We start from the raw sequence: 15,013 nt of genomic DNA on the forward strand, positions 1-15,013 counted from the left end.
CAGGTGAGCGGGAGGCCTGGACGCAGGCCCGGAGGGTCAGACCTTGGCGTGGTGTTCGACGAGGTCGCGCAGGGCGCGGGCGTTGGCGATCGCCTGGGCCTTGCCGACGCCGGACTGGATGCCGACGGCGGCCAGCGAGGTGCCGTCGGAGAGGTCGAGGGTGGCCCACGGGTCGCCCTGGCGGAAGTTGACCCGGACGATCTCGGCCCAGGCCAGCCGGCGGCGGCGCACGAAGTTGACCACCGTCACGCCGTCGGCGTCCGCCGTCACCCGGGGGCGGGCCAGCATCAGGCCGACGCACGCGAACGCGAAACCGCTGCACAGCATCATGATCCGGTCGTTGAGCTGCCAGCTCTCCGGGAGCACGATCGCCATCCCGGCGAACAGCACCACCAGCAGCGCGCAGACCGGCAGCAACACGGCCCGGGTGCGGCGCGGGGCCCAGGTGACGGGGTACTCGACGGGCGTGGACACGTGGGTCTCCGGTGGGGGTGGTTCGGTGACGGACAGCGCGAGGGCGGGGACGCCGGTCGGCGGCCCCGCCCCATTCAACCGTTGCTTACCTGCGCGGCGGGCCCGAGGCCCGCACAACGCGCGAGGTCAGAGGCGGCAGGCGTGGATGTTGGTGACCAGGATGGCCCGGGCGCCGATGCCCCACAGGTCGTCCATGATCCGCTGGGCCTCCTTGCGGAGCACCATCGCGCGGACGGCCACCCAGCCCTCGGTGTGCAGCGGGGAGACGGTCGGCGACTCCAGGCCCGGGGTGAGCGCCACGGCGGCGCCGACCCTCTCGGCGCGGATGTCGTAGTCCATCAGCACGTAGCGGCGGGCCACCAGCACGCCCTGGAGGCGGCGCAGGAACTGCTCCACCGCCGGGTCCTCGCCGGCGCCCTTGGGGCGGATCACGACGGCGTCGGAGACCAGGATCGGCTCGCCGAACACCTCCAGGCCCGCGTTGCGCAGGCTGGTGCCGGTCTCCACGACGTCGGCGATCACGTCGGCGACGCCCAGCTGCACCGCGGTCTCCACGGCACCGTCCAGCTTGGTGACCGTCGCCTTCACGCCGTGGTCGGCGAGGTGCTGCTCGACCAGGCCGGTGTAGGAGGTCGCGATGCGCAGGCCCTCCAGGCCCTTCACGTCCTCGACGGCGACGCCCTCGGGGCGCGCGAAGCGGAAGGTCGACCCGGCGAAGCCGAGGGCGAGCACCTCCTCGGCGTTGGAGTGCGAGTCCAGCAGCAGGTCACGGCCGGTGATGCCGACGTCCAGGCGGCCGGAGCCGACGTAGACGGCGATGTCGCGCGGGCGGAGGAAGAAGAACTCGACCTCGTTGTTCGGGTCGACGAGGACGAGCTCCTTGGGGTCCTTCCGCTGGCGGTAGCCGGCCTCATGGAGCATCTCCGCCGCGGGACCCGAGAGAGAACCCTTGTTGGGGACGGCGATGCGCAGCATGGGAGGTCAGTTCCTTACCTGTTGGGAGGGTGTGCTCTGTGGAGCGGGGTGTTCTAGAGGTACTTGTAGACGTCGTCGAGCGTCAGGCCGCGGGCGATCATCATCACCTGAAGGTGGTACAGGAGCTGCGAGACCTCCTCGGCCGTCTGCTCGTCCGACTGGAACTCGGCGGCCATCCAGACCTCGGCGGCCTCCTCGACGACCTTCTTGCCGATCGCATGGACGCCCTGCTGGACGAGCTGCGCGGTGCGGGAGGACGAGGGGTCGCCGGTGGCGGCCTTCTGCTGGAGCTCGGCGAAGAGCTCCTCGAATGTCTTCGAAGCCATGATGGGACTCACCTTACGGCGTGCGGGCGGACCCACGGTAAACGGTCCCGGACCGTGGACGGTCCATTGGACGTCCACGGTCCGGGACCGGGCGCGTATGGTCGCCGCATGATCAGCGAATGATCAGGGAGTGATCAGGGCTGGTCGGCGGATCGTCAGCGGGTTGTCGGCAGGCGGTCAGCGGGCGTCGCGCAGCGTCACCGCGGTGGCGACGGCGGCCGTGACGGCCTCGTGGCCCTTGTCCTCGGCGGAGCCGGGCAGGCCCGCGCGGTCGATCGCCTGCTCCTCGTTGTCGCAGGTCAGCACGCCGAAGCCGATCGGGACACCGGTGTCCACGCTGACCTGGGTGAGGCCGGCGGTGGCCGCCTGGCAGACGTAGTCGAAGTGCGGGGTGCCACCGCGGATGACGACGCCGAGGGCGATCACGGCGTCGTAGCCGCGGTCGGCGAGGCGCTTGGCCGCCACCGGCAGCTCGAAGGTGCCGGGGACGCGCAGGACGGTCGGCTCGGCGACGCCCAGCTCCTTGAGCGCGCGGTGGGCACCGTCCAGGAGGCCGTTCATCACCTGGTCGTGCCACTGGGCGGCGACGACCGCGACCTTGAGGTCGGCGGCGCCGTCGATGGTCAGCTCGGGGGCTCCGTGGCCGCTCATGTTCGCTACTTCCTGTTCGTCTTCGTCGTACGAGTGGGTGTGGGCGTGGTCAGGAGCCGAGGCCGGGCAGGTCGTGGCCCATCCGGTCGCGCTTGGTGCGCAGGTAGCGCAGGTTGTGCTCGCCGGGCGCGATCTCGATCGGTTCGCGCCCCTTGACCTTGAGACCGTGCTCGGTGAGCGCGGTCAGCTTCTCGGGGTTGTTGGTCAGCAGCGTCAGCGAGCGCACGCCGAGGTCGACGAGCATCTGTGCACCGATGCTGTAGTCGCGGGCGTCCGCGGGCAGGCCGAGGTCGAGGTTGGCGTCGACGGTGTCCCGTCCCTGCTCCTGCAGTTCGTAGGCGCGCAGCTTGTGCGCCAGGCCGATCCCCCGGCCCTCGTGGCCGCGCAGGTAGAGCACCACGCCGCGGCCGGCCTCGGCGACCTGGCGCAGTGCGGCCTCCAGCTGCGGGCCGCAGTCGCAGCGCAGCGAGCCGAGGACGTCGCCGGTGAGGCACTCGGAGTGGACGCGCACGAGCACGTCCTCGCCGTCCGGCAGCCGCCCGTCCGGGCCGAGGCCGCCGGCCACCAGGGCGATGTGCTCGACGCCGTCGATGGTGCCCCTGTAGCCGACGGCGGTGAACTCGCCGTGGACGGTGGGCAGGGCGGTGGTCGCGGCCCGGTCGACGTGCAGCTCGGTGCGGCGGCGGTAGGCGATCAGGTCCTCGATGGAGATGATCGCGAGGCCGTGCTCGCGGGCGAAGGCGATCAGCTCGGGCAGCCGGGCCATGGTGCCGTCGTCGTTGACCACCTCGGCGATCGCGCCGGCCGGCGCCAGCCCGGCGAGCCGGGCCAGGTCGACGGCGGCCTCGGTGTGGCCGGGGCGGACCAGCACGCCGCCCTCGACGGCGCGCAGCGGGAAGACGTGGCCGGGGCGGGTGAGGTCGCCGGGCTCGGTGCCGGGCGAGGACAGCAGGCGGACCGTGCGGGCGCGGTCGGCGGCGGAGATGCCGGTGTCGACCCCCTCGCGGGCGTCCACCGAGACGGTGTACGCGGTGCCCTTGCGGTCCTCGTTGACCTGCGTCATCGGCGGCAGCTTGAGCCGGTCGAGCTCGTCGCCGGTCATCGGGGCGCAGATCACGCCAGAGCTGTAGCGGATGGTGAAGGCCATCAGCTCGGGGGTGGCGGCGGAGGCCGCGAAGACGATGTCGCCCTCGTTCTCGCGGTCCTCGTCGTCGACCACGATCACGGCGCGACCGAGGGCGATGTCCGCGATCGCCCGCTCGACCGGGTCGAGCACGAACTCTTCGCCGTGACCCTCGTACTGACTGGCCGTCATGCTGCTCTTGCGGCTCATGCGGTGACTCCCTGCGGGACGGTGGCGGACTGGGTGCGCGGCTCACGGGTGCTCAGCCACCAGGCGCGCAGACCGAGCAGCACCAGGACGAAGTAGATCGAGTAGGTGAGGCCGGAGAAGGTGTAGCCGCTGTTGAAGGCGAGCGGGACGCCGACCACGTCGACGGCGATCCAGGCGAACCAGAACTCCAGCCAGCCGCGCGCCTGGGCGACCATCGCGGCCAGCGTGCCGACGAAGATGTAGGCGTCCGACCAGGGGCTCCAGGACAGGGTGGGGTACGCCTGGAACAGCAGCGCCAGGCCGACCGTCCCGGCGGCGGTGCCGGCCACCAGGGCCGCGCGCTCGGGCCAGGTGGCGAAGCGGACGGCGATCGTGCCGGTGTCCCGGCGGCCGCGCTGCCACTGCGCCCAGCCCCAGGCGGCGGTGACGATGACGATCAGCTGCTTGCCGATCAGGCCCGGGACGTGGCCGCCCAGGTAGGCGGCGATCAGCACGGCGCCGGAGAGCAGCTGGACCGGCCAGCTCCACACCGATCGGCGCCAGCCGAGCGCCAGTGCGGTCAGGCCGAGCACGTTGCCGATCATGTCGGCCCACTTCACGTGCTCGCCGAGGACGGTGAAGGCCTCACCGCTGAGCCAGCTCACTTGGACTCCCCCGTGGTGTCGGTGCCAGTGCTGTCGATGCCGATGCCGGGCAGGTTGGGCAGGGTGCGGGATTCGAGCAGCCGTTCCACGTACTTGGCGAGCACGTCCACTTCGAGGTTGACGCTCTCGCCGACGGCCTTCGCGCCGAGCGTGGTCAGCGCGAGGGTGGCGGGGATCAGGCTGACGGTGAAGCTGTCGCGGGCGGCCTCGACCACGGTGAGGCTCACGCCGTCCACGGTGATCGAGCCCTTCTCCACCAGGTAGCGGGAGATGGTCTCCGGGAGGCTGAACCGCAGCACCTCCCACCGGAGTTCGCCGGCCGCGTCGCGCTCGCCGGGCTCGCGGCCCAGCAGCGTGCCGGTCGCGTCGACGTGGCCCTGCACGAGGTGGCCGCCGAGCCGGTCGCCGAGCGCCATGGCGCGCTCCAGGTTGACCGCAGAGCCCGGCTTGAGCTCGCCGAGGCTGGAGCGGTGAAGCGTTTCCGCCATCACGTCTGCGCTGAACTCGCCGGTTTCGGCGGCCAGTTGCTCGGGGGTGTCGACCACGGTCAGGCACACGCCGTTGACCGCGATGGAGTCGCCGTGACGCGCACCCGCACAGACCACCGGGCCGCGCAGGCGGATTCGCGAGGAGTCGCCGATCTCCTCGATCGACACGACCTCGCCGAGCTCTTCGATGATGCCGGTGAACACCCGGGTTCTCCTCGCGCTTGGGGCGCGGACTCCGGGGCGGCAGGGGGAGATGACACGGACGGGCACCGGTGCACGGAGCCGGTGGCACACCCGTCGCCGGGGTACCGCGGCCGCCGGGAGATCGCTCGCCCGGCACGGAAGCGCGTGCGCTCCCGCCGTCCACCTGACCGTGGACCACCGTGGGCCACGGGTACTGCTCTTCGTCCGCCCGCGCACGCCTCCCATCCGGACTTTAACCGTCGGTCCAGGAATTTCACCTGGTCAACCGGCCGCTGGCTGCGGACGGGTCGCGGACTGTAACCGCCGGTTCGGATTTTCACCGACCCCGGAGTGCGCTGAACGTCACTGCTGTTGCGGTCATTGTGCCACGGCGCGCGCAAGGCGGGGGAGAGGCTTTCGCTGTGGGCTGTTTCACGCGGGGGCGGGGAATTTGCGCCGGGGTGGCGGGGCGGGGCCGCGATGGGGTGGGGTCGCGGTGGGGTGGTAGCCGGCCGGTGGGGAGCGCAGGCTGGTGGAAGGGGCACTCACGGAAGGTGAGGAAGGTCCGGACGTCCGGAGGTCCGGACGCTGCGGAGGCGAGAGCGATGAAGTTCATGGACATCCACCACGGGATGAACGGGATCACCGGGGAGCAGCTCAGGCAGGCCCACGAGGCCGACCTCGCGGTCCAGGGCGACGAGGGCGTGCGGTTCGAGCAGGCGTGGGCCGACCCCGACTCGGGCACGATGTACTGCCTGTCCGAGGCGCCGTCCAAGGAGGCCGTGCAGCGGGTCCACACGCGCACGGGCCACCCGGCGGACGAGATCCATCCGGTGCCGATCTCGATCTGAGTTCCGGCGAGCCGTGTTCCTTCGGAGGGCCGTGCTCCTTCGGAGGGCCGTGGCTCAGAGCGTGGCGGGTGCGGCGATCGGCATGAAGTGGGTGACCACGGGCGGGTGCACGAGGTAGCACAGCTCGCCCTCGGAGCAGACCGGCCGAATCCGCCACATCGGCCCGGCGTACCCGCGCAGGGCCTCCTCGTCGCGCCATCGGCTGACCACGAGCACCCGGTGTCCGTCCTCGGTCACCGAGCGCAGCAGCTCACCGCCCAGGCAGCCGTCGGTGCGGCCGAGCTGCGGGATCACCTGCGTCGTGAGCAGCATGCAGAATTCCTCGATGCGCCCGGCCATGACCTGCCCGGCCCAGATCCTGACGATCACGACCACCACCTCCCGTGGAAGTCCCTGGCCCCATTATCAGCGGAACCGGCGGAAAAGCGCTGGTGGGGAGGGGTGGGGGCGGATCCGCCACCGGGGGTGTCTTGACTGGCCCGGCTACATTCCCCGGTATGACCAGCACATCGGAAACTTCCCTTCCGTCAACCGCCTTGCAGGACGGGCCACACGGCCTCTTCGCGGCGCTCCGGGCCGGGGCCCTGCACACCCCGGAGCAGCTGCGTGAGGTCTACGAGCAGCCCGGCGAACGTGCGCGCCAGAAACAGGTGGACCGGCTGCACGAGGTGGCGCGGCAGTTGATCGCCTGCTCGTCGATGGTCTTCGTGGCCAGTTCCGACGCCGAGGGCCGCTGCGACGTCTCGCCCCGCGGCGGGCCGGCCGGACTCGTCTCGGTGCTCGACGAGTACACGCTGGCCATACCGGACGCCACCGGCAACAAGCGCTTGGACACACTGCACAACATCCTGGAGAACGGCCGGGTCGGGCTGCTCTTCGTCGTCCCCGGGCGGGACACCACCCTGCGGGTCAACGGGCGGGCCTGCGTGTCCACCGACCCGGAGCTGCTGCGGCAGCTGACGGCCGTCGGCAAGCCGCCGCGCAGCGCGATCGTGGTGGGCGTCGAGGAGGTGTACGCGCACTGCCCGAAGTCGTTCCTGCGCGGCTCGGCGTGGAAGCCCGGGAACTGGCTCGCCAAGGACGCCCAGCCGAGCTCGGCGGAGGTCACGCTCTCGCACCTGCGGGACGACGCGCTGACCATCGAGATGATCGAGCAGGACGAGCGGGACGCGCTGCTGTACCGGTACGAGTAGGGGCTCTCGTCCCGGTTGCGTCCTGCTGCGTCCTGCTGCGTCCGCCTGCACGGTGAAGGTGTCGGTGCCCCGGGCGGCGGCTCTCACGGGCGGTTGGACTACGCCTTCTGCCCCGTGCGGCGCTGGACGAGCAGGCGTCAGGGCGCGGGCGGGGCGCGGGAGTACGTCCGGCCGAGCGCAGCGGGGCGTACTCCTGCGGGCGCAGGGGGAGGCGGTGGAGATCACCATGAGGGCTGACGAATTCACAGATGGGCAAGCCTAGGCTCACAGCCATGAACGAACTCGCCTGCCTCGTCCAGCGGACCGCCGACCGGCTCGCGGGCCGGCACGTCGGTGTGGTGGTCGCCGGGCTGGCCGGCGACGCCGTGGAGATCCACGGTGCCGGGCGCACCGGTCCGGTCGGCGGCCCGCCCGGACCGCGCACGCTGTTCGAAATCGGTTCCGTCACCAAGGTGTTCACCTCGCTCGCACTCGCCCGGCTGGTGCTCGACGGCTCCACCGGGTTGGAGGAGCCGGTCGCCGCGCTGCTCCCCGGCGGTGCCGTGCTCCCCGTCCGGGACGGGCGGGAGATCACCCTGAAGGATCTCGCCACGCACACCTCGGGGCTCCCCCGGCTGCCCCGGGGCGTCCTGACCGCCAGCCTGTTCACCTCGCGCCGGTCCGACCCGTACGCCCACTGCACGGCGGAGCACGTCCTCGCCGGGCTCGCCCGGACGAAGCTGCGATCGACGCCCGGACGCAGCTTCCGCTACTCCAACCTCGGCGCCGGGCTGCTCGGTCTCGCGCTCGCCGGGCGGGCCGGGGTCGACTACGAGGAGTTGGTGCGGCGCGAGGTCTGCGGGCCGCTCAGGCTCGCGGACACCGTGGTGACGCCGGGCGAGGAGCAGTCCGACCGGCTCGCCCGGGGGCACTCGACGGGCGCGCGGGCGGTGCCGCACTGGAACCTCGCCGGTCTGGGAGGCATGGGGGCGCTCCGCTCGACCGCCGCCGACCTCGCGACACTCGTGCGGGCCCAGCTGGCCGCCGGCCGCGAGCCGGACGGGCCGCTGGCGCCCGCGATCTCGCTCACCAGGGAGGTACGGCACCGGGTCAACCCGTTCGCCTGGATACACCTGGGGTGGCTCGCCCACCGCCTGCACACCCAGCAGGGCGGCCACCTGCAGATCTGGCACAACGGCGGTACGGGCGGGTTCCGGTCCTTCGTGGCCTTCGATCCGGAGAAGCAGGTGGGGGTGGTGGTCCTGGTCAACAGCGGGCGGTCGGTCGATTCGGCGGGGACGGCGCTGCTGCGCAGGCTGCAGAACGAGTTCGCGGCGTCGGCGTAGAGCCGGGGAACCGGCGAGTGAGCAGGAGTGCGAGCCGGAGAGGTGGTGCTGAGATCGAGGAGGTGCGACAAGGAAGGAGGTAGCCCCTGGACCTACGTCCAACGTCGGCCGCCCGGCCTCGGACGAGCAGAGCGAGCAGGGCGATCGGAGCGTCCCTCAGACCGCGGTGGCGGCCCTTCTGCTCGCCCTGCCGCTGTCCGTCGTCGCCGCACCCGCACTGGCCGCTTCCCCGGCCCCTCCCACCGCATTCGTGCTCGGCCTTCCGCTGCCTCCCGGCAGCACGATGACGGCCACGCGCGGGATCGAGCTCGCCCGCGAGCACGTCGCCGCCTTCTTCGACCTGCACCTGAAGGGCATCGACCAGCCGGTCCTGGACGGTCCGACGGCGGAGAACCCGGAGATCAGTTTCCACCCGTAGGCGTCGACCGCGAGTGGCGCGGGGCCGTCGGCATGCTGCCGGCGGCCCCGTCGGCGTTCCCGCCGCCGGGCGGGTCAGGCGGCCGAGGCGAGCGGTTCCAGCAGCCGGTGGGGGCGGGCCAGTGCGAGCGAGACCGGGTCCGTGCGCGGGGCGCCTTCGCGGCCCGGGTTGGGCCGGATCACGACCTCGGTGGGCGGGACGACCCGGCCTCCGCAGTGCGGGCACGCGCCCGCGATGTCGAGGTCGGTGCCGCAGGCGGCGTGCGCGAAGAGGTGGCGCGGGCCGTCCGGGGTGGCGTGCCGGCCGCCCCAGCGGCTCAACAGGTAGAGCGGCGCCCACAGTTCGAGCCCGGCCTCGGTGAGCAGGTAGCCGTGGCGCAGCGGCGCTTGCTGGTACGGCTCCTTGCGCAGGACACCGGCGGCGACGAGCGCGCCCAGCCGGGAGGTGAGGACGGCCCGCGGGATGCCGAGGTGGGTGAGGAAGTCGTTGAAGCGCTGCACGCCGTAGAAGGCGTCGCGCACGATCAGGAGGCTCCAGCGTTCGCCGACCACCTCCAGGGCGCGGGCGAGTGCGCAGTCCTGCAGTTCGTAGTCGGTTCCGAGCGCCATGGCGGTCAGCGTAGTCCAGTCGCAGGGTGGGTTCAATCAACAGACTCTTGATGGTAGCGTGCCACCCGGATAACAGGTTCATTCATCAGACTCACTGCCGCTCCCCGGAGGGAACACCCATGTCCGCCGCACCAACCGGCGCCGCGCCCGTCCGGCCCGGCGCCACCCTGTTCACCACCGCGGTCGCGACCGCACTGGTCACGGTCGCCTACACCGCCCCCACCGCCTCGCTCGCCGCCACCGCCGAGGCCGCCCACCTCGGGGCCACCGGGCGCACCTGGATCCTCACCGGCACCCTGGTCGGCATCTCGGCGCTGCTGCTCACCGCCGGCAGCGCGGCCGACGACCACGGGCGCAAGCGCGTGTTCACCTTCGGCGTGCTGCTCTTCGCCGCCTCCGAGGCGCTCGCCGCCCTCGCCCCCGGCGGCGCCGCCTACCTCACCGCCCGGGTGCTGCTCGGCGCCGGTTCGGCGGCGATCCTGGCGCCCGCGCTCGGGCTGATCAGCCACGCCTTCCCGCCCGGACCTGCCCGTATCAGGGCGCTCGGCGTGTGGGGCGCGGCGGTCGGCCTGGGCATCGCGATCGGCCCGGTCTACGGTGCGCTGGTCGGGCAGTGGGCCGGGTGGCGGGCGGTCGGCGGCGGGCTCGCCGTGGTGTCCGCGGCGCTCGCGGCGCTCGCGGCGGCCGTCCTCACCGAGTCCCGCGCGGACCGTCCGCGCCCGCTCGACCCGTACGGCGTCCTGACGCTCGCCGCCGGGACGACCCTCCTGATCGCCGGGCTGGCCGAGGGCCGCAGTGGCTGGGGCCGACCCCCTGTGCTGGTGCTGCTGGCGCTCGGGGTGCTGCTGCTCGCGCTGTTCGCGGTGGTGGAGGTGAAGGTGCGGGAGCCGATGCTGGACCTCTCGCTGTTCCGCAGCCCCGGCTTCATCGCGGCCACCGGCGGGGCGATGTTCACCGGGCTGTCGATGGTCGGCTTCATGAGCTACCTGCCCACCCTGCTCCAGGGCGTCCTCGGCCTGTCCGGGCCGGCGGTCGGCGGCGTGCTGGCCATCTGGTCGGGTCTCTCGGTGGTCTCCGCGCTCCAGGCCCGGCGGCTGGCGGCACACCTGTCGGCGACCGCGCAGGTCGCGCTCGGGCTGCTGATCTGCGGGGTCGGCGAGGCCGGCCTGTACGGGCTGGGGCCGGACTCCACGTGGGTGCGGCCGGCACCGGGGCTCGTGGTCGCGGGCATCGGCAGCGGCGTGCTGAACGCCGCGCTGGCCCGGCTGGCGGTGAGCAGCGTGCCGGCGCACCGGGCGGCGATGGGGTCCGGCGCCAACAACACGTCCCGGTACCTGGGTTCGGCGCTCGGCGTCGCGGTCACCGTCGCCGTGGCGGCCTCCGCCCACCCGAGCGGCCCCGGCCACGAGGCGGCGGCCCGCGCCCTGGCGGCGGGCACCGACCGGGCCGTCCTGGTCGCGGCCGGCCTGTGCTTCGCGGGCGCGCTGCTGGCCATGGCCACCCGCACCGCCGAGTCCCGCGCGAGCGGGACGGCGGAGGCGTCGGCAGCACCCGCACGAGAGCGGGTCACGGCAGGGTGAGGGGTGCACGGGACGTCGGCCCGCCCGACTTTCCCGCGCTCGGGCCTGCCGGGCCGGAGCAGGAAGTCGGTCACGCCGACTTCTCGTGCCCGTCGACACGGTGAGCGGTGCGCGGGGGCTGCGTGCGAAGATAGCAGGGCTGGTGGAAGCGATCTCCGGACGGTTCTCTGGCCATGGTGAACGAGAACGAGCCGCGCCAGGGGGAGCCGCGGCAGGACGCCCTGCTGATGGTGCCGATCGCAACCGCGCTGATCGAGGCCGACGGGCGGATCCTGCACTGGAGCCGCGACGCGGAGGCACTGCTCGGTTACACCGCCGCCGAGGCCGTCGGCGCCAAGGCCGCCCAGTTGCTGACCTCCGAGGAGGAGCGGCCCGAGGTCCTGGAGCTGTTCCGGCAGATCCTGGACGGGCGGCCGTGGTCCGGCGTGTTCCCGGTCCGGCACCGGGACGGACACCACGTGAACCTGGAGTTCCGCACCCACCCCATCGACGGCCCCGGCGAGCGCCCGCTGGTGCTGGCCATCGCCGCCGACGTGACGACGCTGCGCCGGATCGAGGCGGACCTGGCCGTCCTCGACGGCTTCTTCACGCAGTCCCCGATCGGCATGGGCGTCTTCGACGCCGACCTGCGGTTCGTCCGCCTCAACGAGGCGCTGGCCCGGGTCACCGGCCTGTCCGTCCAGGCGCACGTGGGCCACCGGCTCACCGAGCTGCTGCCCGGCATCGACGGCGCCGACACGGAGGCGGTGATGCGCCGGGTGCTGGAGACGGGCACCCCGGTCGTGGACACCCGCTCACACGGCCGCCCCCCGGGCGATCCGCGGCACGACCACGCCTGGTCCGCCTCGTACTTCCGGCTGGAGGAGCCGGGCGGGCGGGTGCTCGGGGTCAGCTCGACCGTCATCGACATCACCGAGCGGTTCCGCGCCGACGCCCGCGCCGCCCGGGCGCAGGAGCGCCTCGCCCTGCTCGTCGACGCGACGGCCTCCATCGGCACCACGCTCGACCTGCGGCAGACCGCCCGCGAGCTGGCCGACGCCATGGTCCCCAGGGTGGCCGACATGAGCGGCGTGTTCGCCCTGGAGGCGCTGGTCGCCGGGCGCAACGTCGAACCGCCCGACCCGCGCACGCCGCTGCTGGTGCGCCGCCTGGCCCTCGCCTCCACCGACCCGCTGTACCCGGCGGAGTCCCTGCCCGTCAACGCCGTGTACGAGCTGCCGCCCGACTCCCCGTACGCGCGGGCCCTCGCCACCGGGCGGACGGTCGTCGTGCCGTCCTGGGAGCTGCCCCTGCTCGGAACGGGCATCACCGAGAGCCGCCGCCAGGCCTTCCTCGGCGACCGGCCCCGGTCGGTGCGGATCACCCCGCTGGTGGCGCGCGGCACGACGCTCGGCATGATCGTGTACTCGCGGCGCGGCGCCCGGGAGGCCTTCGCCGCCGCGGACATCACCCTCGGCGACGAGCTCGCCTCCCGCGCCGCCGTCGCGATCGACAACGCCCGGCTGTACCTGCGCCAGCACCAGACCGTCCTCGCCCGCCAGCAGGCGCTGCGCGAGGCGAAGGCCGCGCAGGAGCGGCTCGCGCTGGTCAACGCGGCCTCCACCTGGATCGGCACCACGCTCGAAATCGACCGCACCGCGCAGGAGTTGGCCGAAGTCGCGACTCCCAGGCTGGCCGACACGGTGGTCGTCGAGGTGCTGGACGACCTCGTCCGCGGCGAGCGCGAGGCCCGCGCCTCGGCGGACGGCTCCGCGCTCCTGCGACGGATGGCCTTCCACTCCGTGCACGGCTCCACCCTGCGCCCGATCGACCGGACCGGCGACGTCCAGCGCTTCCGGCCCGGCTCGCCGTACGCGTGGTGCCTGGCCAACCGCAGGCCCGTGCTGGTGCCGCGGATGGACGCGGAGGGGATGGCCTGGTTCGCCGACGACCCGGTGCGCACGGCCGCGGCGCGCGAGCAGAACGTCCACTCGTTCATGGTCGTCCCGCTGATCGCGCGCGGCACTCCGGTCGGCGTCGCGGGCTTCTACCGCACCCTCGCCGACCGCCCCTACGAGGACGAAGACCTCGCACTGGCCGGGGAGTTGGCGGTGCGGGCGGCCGTGTCCATCGACAACGCGCTGCTGTTCACCCGCGAACGCGACGCGGCCGCCGCCCGGCAGCGCGCCCTGGACGAGGCGTGGGCCGCACAGCAGCGGCTGTCGCTGCTCAACGAGGCCAGCGCCCGGATCGGCACCACGCTCGATCTGCACCGCACCGCACGGGAGTTGCTGGAGGTCGTGATCCCGCGCTTCGCCGACTTCGTCACCGTCGACCTGCGCGACGCCGTGCTCGGCGGCGAGGAGCCCGGGCCCGTCCCCTCCGACGGCTCGGTGCTGATGCGGGCGGTCGCGATCGGCGAGACCGCCCTCTCCGGCACCATGACCGGCGCCGCCGACTCCGTCGGCGAGACCTCGCAGTCCGCCGAGGTGTACGCCGAGAGCCTGCGCACCGGGCGCTCGATCCTCGTCTCCGAGGTCACCGAGGCCGACGTGCGCAGGATCGCCGCCTCGCCCGACCGGATCGAGCCCGGGCTGGCAGCGGGGGTGCACTCGTACCTGATGGTGCCGCTCGTGGCGCGCGGGCTCGTGCTCGGCGGTGCCGAGTTCATCCGCACCAACAACCCGGTGCCGTTCGGGCCGGCCGACCAGTCCCTCGCCGAGGAGCTGGCCGCGCGCACCGCCCTCGCGATCGACAACGGACGGCTCTACCGGCGCGAGCGGGACACCGCGCTCACCCTCCAACGCAGCCTGCTGCCCCAGGAGATCCACCGCACGCTCGGCCTCGACATCGCCTACCGCTACCTGCCCAGCAGCGTCGTCAGCGAGGTGGGCGGCGACTGGTTCGACGTCGTGCCGCTGCCGTCCGGGCGGGTCGCGCTGATCGTCGGCGACGTCATGGGACACGGCATCCGGGCCGCCGCCACCATGGGCCAACTGCGCACCGTGGCCCGCACGTTGATCACACTCGACATCGACCCGGCGCGCGTCCTGCACCGACTGGACGAGGCCACCAGCGCACTCGGCGAAGGGCAGTTCGCCACCTGCGTGTGCGTCATCTACGACCCCGTCGACCGTCGCTGCAACGCCGCCTGCGCCGGGCACCTGCCACCGGTCGTGGCGGACCCCGCCGGGCGAGCCCGGACGGTCGAGCTGCCGCCCGGCGCACCCCTCGGCGTCGGCGGAGTCCCGTTCGAGAGCGTCGAGTTCAGCCTCCCCGAGGAGGCCATCCTCGCGCTCTACACCGACGGACTCGTCGAGCGCCGCGGCCGCGACCTCGACGAGGGCCTGCGGCTGCTCTGCCGCACGATCGCCGACCGGCACCGCTCGCTGGAGCAGACCTGCGACGCCGTCCTCGCCGAACTCACCGGCCGCACCCCCGAGGACGACATCGCCGTCATCATGGCCCAGGTCCGCCCGGTCGGCTCCGACCGGATCGCGACCCTGCCGCTCACCGGTGACCACGCGATGGTCGCGCACTCCCGTCATTTCACCCGCAGGACGCTCACCGACTGGGGGCTCGGCGCGCTCGCCGACTGGGCCGAACTGCTCGCCAGCGAACTCATCACCAACGCCCTCGTCCACGCCGGATCCCCCACCCAACTGCGGCTGTTCTGCAACCGGATGCTCACCGTCGAGGTGGCCGATCGGGAGAGCGAGGCCCCGCGCATGCGGCGCGCCCTGGCCGAGGACGAGGGCGGGCGCGGCATGCACCTCGTCAACGAGCTCGCCCACCGGTGGGGCAGCCGGCTGACCAGGGACGGCAAGGTGGTCTGGTTCGAGCTGGAGCTGCCGCCCGGGACCGCGAGCGCGCGCTGAGCGGGCCTTCGGCCGGCCCCGAGCCGACGCCGAGCCAGCCCTGAGCCGGCCCTGAGCCAGCTCTGATCTGGCACGACAACGGCCGGTTGTCGGCATCCCGTTGCGGT

15 protein-coding genes and 1 riboswitch are annotated in these 15,013 nt (G+C 73.0%); of the genes, 6 read left to right on the forward strand and 9 right to left on the reverse strand.

Annotated elements, in window-relative coordinates; genetic code table 11:
* Positions 1–36: 36 nt before the first annotated feature.
* The 7 genes from ACWCXH_RS28365 to ACWCXH_RS28395 all read right to left on the reverse strand — a co-directional run bounded on the left by ACWCXH_RS28365 (position 37) and on the right by ACWCXH_RS28395 (position 5,095).
* Entirely contained in the window at positions 37–474 is a 438-nt protein-coding gene (locus ACWCXH_RS28365) for a PH domain-containing protein (RefSeq protein ID WP_449804313.1), read from the reverse strand.
* A gap of 126 nt (positions 475–600) precedes the next feature.
* Positions 601–1,449, reverse strand: coding sequence for an ATP phosphoribosyltransferase (hisG, locus tag ACWCXH_RS28370; RefSeq protein ID WP_449804314.1), 849 nt, complete (start codon positions 1,447–1,449; stop codon positions 601–603).
* 53 nt (positions 1,450–1,502) lie between these two features.
* Positions 1,503–1,775, reverse strand: coding sequence for a phosphoribosyl-ATP diphosphatase (locus tag ACWCXH_RS28375; RefSeq protein WP_030242547.1), 273 nt, complete (start codon positions 1,773–1,775; stop codon positions 1,503–1,505).
* A gap of 177 nt (positions 1,776–1,952) precedes the next feature.
* Positions 1,953–2,426: a 6,7-dimethyl-8-ribityllumazine synthase gene (ribH, locus tag ACWCXH_RS28380; RefSeq protein WP_449804315.1), complete on the reverse strand. Its 474-nt coding sequence runs from the start codon at positions 2,424–2,426 to the stop codon at positions 1,953–1,955.
* Between the two features lie 49 nt (positions 2,427–2,475).
* Positions 2,476–3,741 carry a bifunctional 3,4-dihydroxy-2-butanone-4-phosphate synthase/GTP cyclohydrolase II gene (locus ACWCXH_RS28385; RefSeq protein ID WP_449804364.1) on the reverse strand — a complete coding sequence of 422 codons (1,266 nt, stop codon included), beginning with the start codon at positions 3,739–3,741 and terminating at the stop codon, positions 2,476–2,478.
* A gap of 14 nt (positions 3,742–3,755) precedes the next feature.
* Entirely contained in the window at positions 3,756–4,403 is a 648-nt protein-coding gene (locus tag ACWCXH_RS28390) for a nicotinamide mononucleotide transporter family protein (RefSeq protein ID WP_449804316.1), read from the reverse strand.
* Complete coding sequence (locus ACWCXH_RS28395) at positions 4,400–5,095, reverse strand: riboflavin synthase (RefSeq protein WP_449804317.1); 696 nt, start codon at positions 5,093–5,095, stop codon at positions 4,400–4,402. The genes ACWCXH_RS28390 and ACWCXH_RS28395 overlap by 4 nt, the downstream gene beginning before the upstream one ends.
* A 209-nt stretch (positions 5,096–5,304) precedes the next feature.
* Positions 5,305–5,432, reverse strand: a riboswitch (FMN riboswitch).
* A gap of 247 nt (positions 5,433–5,679) precedes the next feature.
* Between ACWCXH_RS28395 and ACWCXH_RS28400 the strand changes: the two genes are divergently transcribed.
* On the forward strand, positions 5,680–5,925 hold the full coding sequence (locus ACWCXH_RS28400) for an SCO4226 family nickel-binding protein (protein WP_449804318.1): 246 nt from the start codon (positions 5,680–5,682) through the stop codon (positions 5,923–5,925).
* Between the two features lie 54 nt (positions 5,926–5,979).
* Here the strand turns inward: ACWCXH_RS28400 and ACWCXH_RS28405 are convergent, their stop codons facing one another.
* Entirely contained in the window at positions 5,980–6,294 is a 315-nt protein-coding gene (locus ACWCXH_RS28405; protein ID WP_449804319.1) for an antibiotic biosynthesis monooxygenase family protein, read from the reverse strand.
* A gap of 128 nt (positions 6,295–6,422) precedes the next feature.
* Between ACWCXH_RS28405 and ACWCXH_RS28410 the strand changes: the two genes are divergently transcribed.
* The 3 genes from ACWCXH_RS28410 to ACWCXH_RS28420 all read left to right on the forward strand — a co-directional run bounded on the left by ACWCXH_RS28410 (position 6,423) and on the right by ACWCXH_RS28420 (position 8,861).
* The gene (locus tag ACWCXH_RS28410; RefSeq protein ID WP_449804320.1) at positions 6,423–7,118 is read left to right on the forward strand and encodes an MSMEG_1061 family FMN-dependent PPOX-type flavoprotein; all 696 of its coding nucleotides are present in this window, start codon (positions 6,423–6,425) and stop codon (positions 7,116–7,118) included.
* A 272-nt stretch (positions 7,119–7,390) separates the two neighbouring features.
* Positions 7,391–8,443 carry a serine hydrolase domain-containing protein gene (locus tag ACWCXH_RS28415; protein ID WP_449804321.1) on the forward strand — a complete coding sequence of 351 codons (1,053 nt, stop codon included), beginning with the start codon at positions 7,391–7,393 and terminating at the stop codon, positions 8,441–8,443.
* A gap of 166 nt (positions 8,444–8,609) precedes the next feature.
* Positions 8,610–8,861 (forward strand): hypothetical protein, encoded by a 252-nt coding sequence (locus ACWCXH_RS28420; RefSeq protein WP_449804322.1) that lies wholly within the window; start codon positions 8,610–8,612, stop codon positions 8,859–8,861.
* 74 nt (positions 8,862–8,935) lie between these two features.
* On the opposite strand, the gene ACWCXH_RS28425 is transcribed toward ACWCXH_RS28420, so the two are convergent.
* Positions 8,936–9,469 (reverse strand): winged helix-turn-helix transcriptional regulator, encoded by a 534-nt coding sequence (locus ACWCXH_RS28425; RefSeq protein ID WP_449804323.1) that lies wholly within the window; start codon positions 9,467–9,469, stop codon positions 8,936–8,938.
* Positions 9,470–9,588: 119 nt separating this feature from the next.
* Between ACWCXH_RS28425 and ACWCXH_RS28430 the strand changes: the two genes are divergently transcribed.
* Together ACWCXH_RS28430 and ACWCXH_RS28435 are read left to right on the forward strand one after the other, a co-directional pair.
* Positions 9,589–11,049 carry an MFS transporter gene (locus ACWCXH_RS28430; RefSeq protein ID WP_449804324.1) on the forward strand — a complete coding sequence of 487 codons (1,461 nt, stop codon included), beginning with the start codon at positions 9,589–9,591 and terminating at the stop codon, positions 11,047–11,049.
* Positions 11,050–11,222: 173 nt separating this feature from the next.
* Positions 11,223–14,906, forward strand: a complete 3,684-nt coding sequence (locus tag ACWCXH_RS28435) for a SpoIIE family protein phosphatase (protein WP_449804325.1) — start codon at positions 11,223–11,225, stop codon at positions 14,904–14,906.
* Positions 14,907–15,013 lie beyond the last annotated feature (107 nt).

Source organism: Kitasatospora sp. NPDC001660 (assembly GCF_053596725.1).

What these genes read in the sequence shown, in the direction of transcription:
- ACWCXH_RS28430 (WP_449804324.1), top strand. Translation starts at nt 9,589, where the DNA reads ATGTCCGCCGCACCAACCGGCGCCGCGCCCGTCCGGCCCGGCGCCACC.
- ACWCXH_RS28385 (WP_449804364.1), bottom strand. Translation starts at nt 3,741, where the DNA reads ATGACGGCCAGTCAGTACGAGGGTCACGGCGAAGAGTTCGTGCTCGAC.
- hisG (WP_449804314.1), bottom strand. Translation starts at nt 1,449, where the DNA reads ATGCTGCGCATCGCCGTCCCCAACAAGGGTTCTCTCTCGGGTCCCGCG.
- ACWCXH_RS28435 (WP_449804325.1), top strand. Translation starts at nt 11,223, where the DNA reads ATGGTGAACGAGAACGAGCCGCGCCAGGGGGAGCCGCGGCAGGACGCC.
- ACWCXH_RS28400 (WP_449804318.1), top strand. Translation starts at nt 5,680, where the DNA reads ATGAAGTTCATGGACATCCACCACGGGATGAACGGGATCACCGGGGAG.
- ACWCXH_RS28375 (WP_030242547.1), bottom strand. Translation starts at nt 1,775, where the DNA reads ATGGCTTCGAAGACATTCGAGGAGCTCTTCGCCGAGCTCCAGCAGAAG.
- ACWCXH_RS28425 (WP_449804323.1), bottom strand. Translation starts at nt 9,469, where the DNA reads ATGGCGCTCGGAACCGACTACGAACTGCAGGACTGCGCACTCGCCCGC.
- ACWCXH_RS28410 (WP_449804320.1), top strand. Translation starts at nt 6,423, where the DNA reads ATGACCAGCACATCGGAAACTTCCCTTCCGTCAACCGCCTTGCAGGAC.
- ribH (WP_449804315.1), bottom strand. Translation starts at nt 2,426, where the DNA reads ATGAGCGGCCACGGAGCCCCCGAGCTGACCATCGACGGCGCCGCCGAC.
- ACWCXH_RS28415 (WP_449804321.1), top strand. Translation starts at nt 7,391, where the DNA reads ATGAACGAACTCGCCTGCCTCGTCCAGCGGACCGCCGACCGGCTCGCG.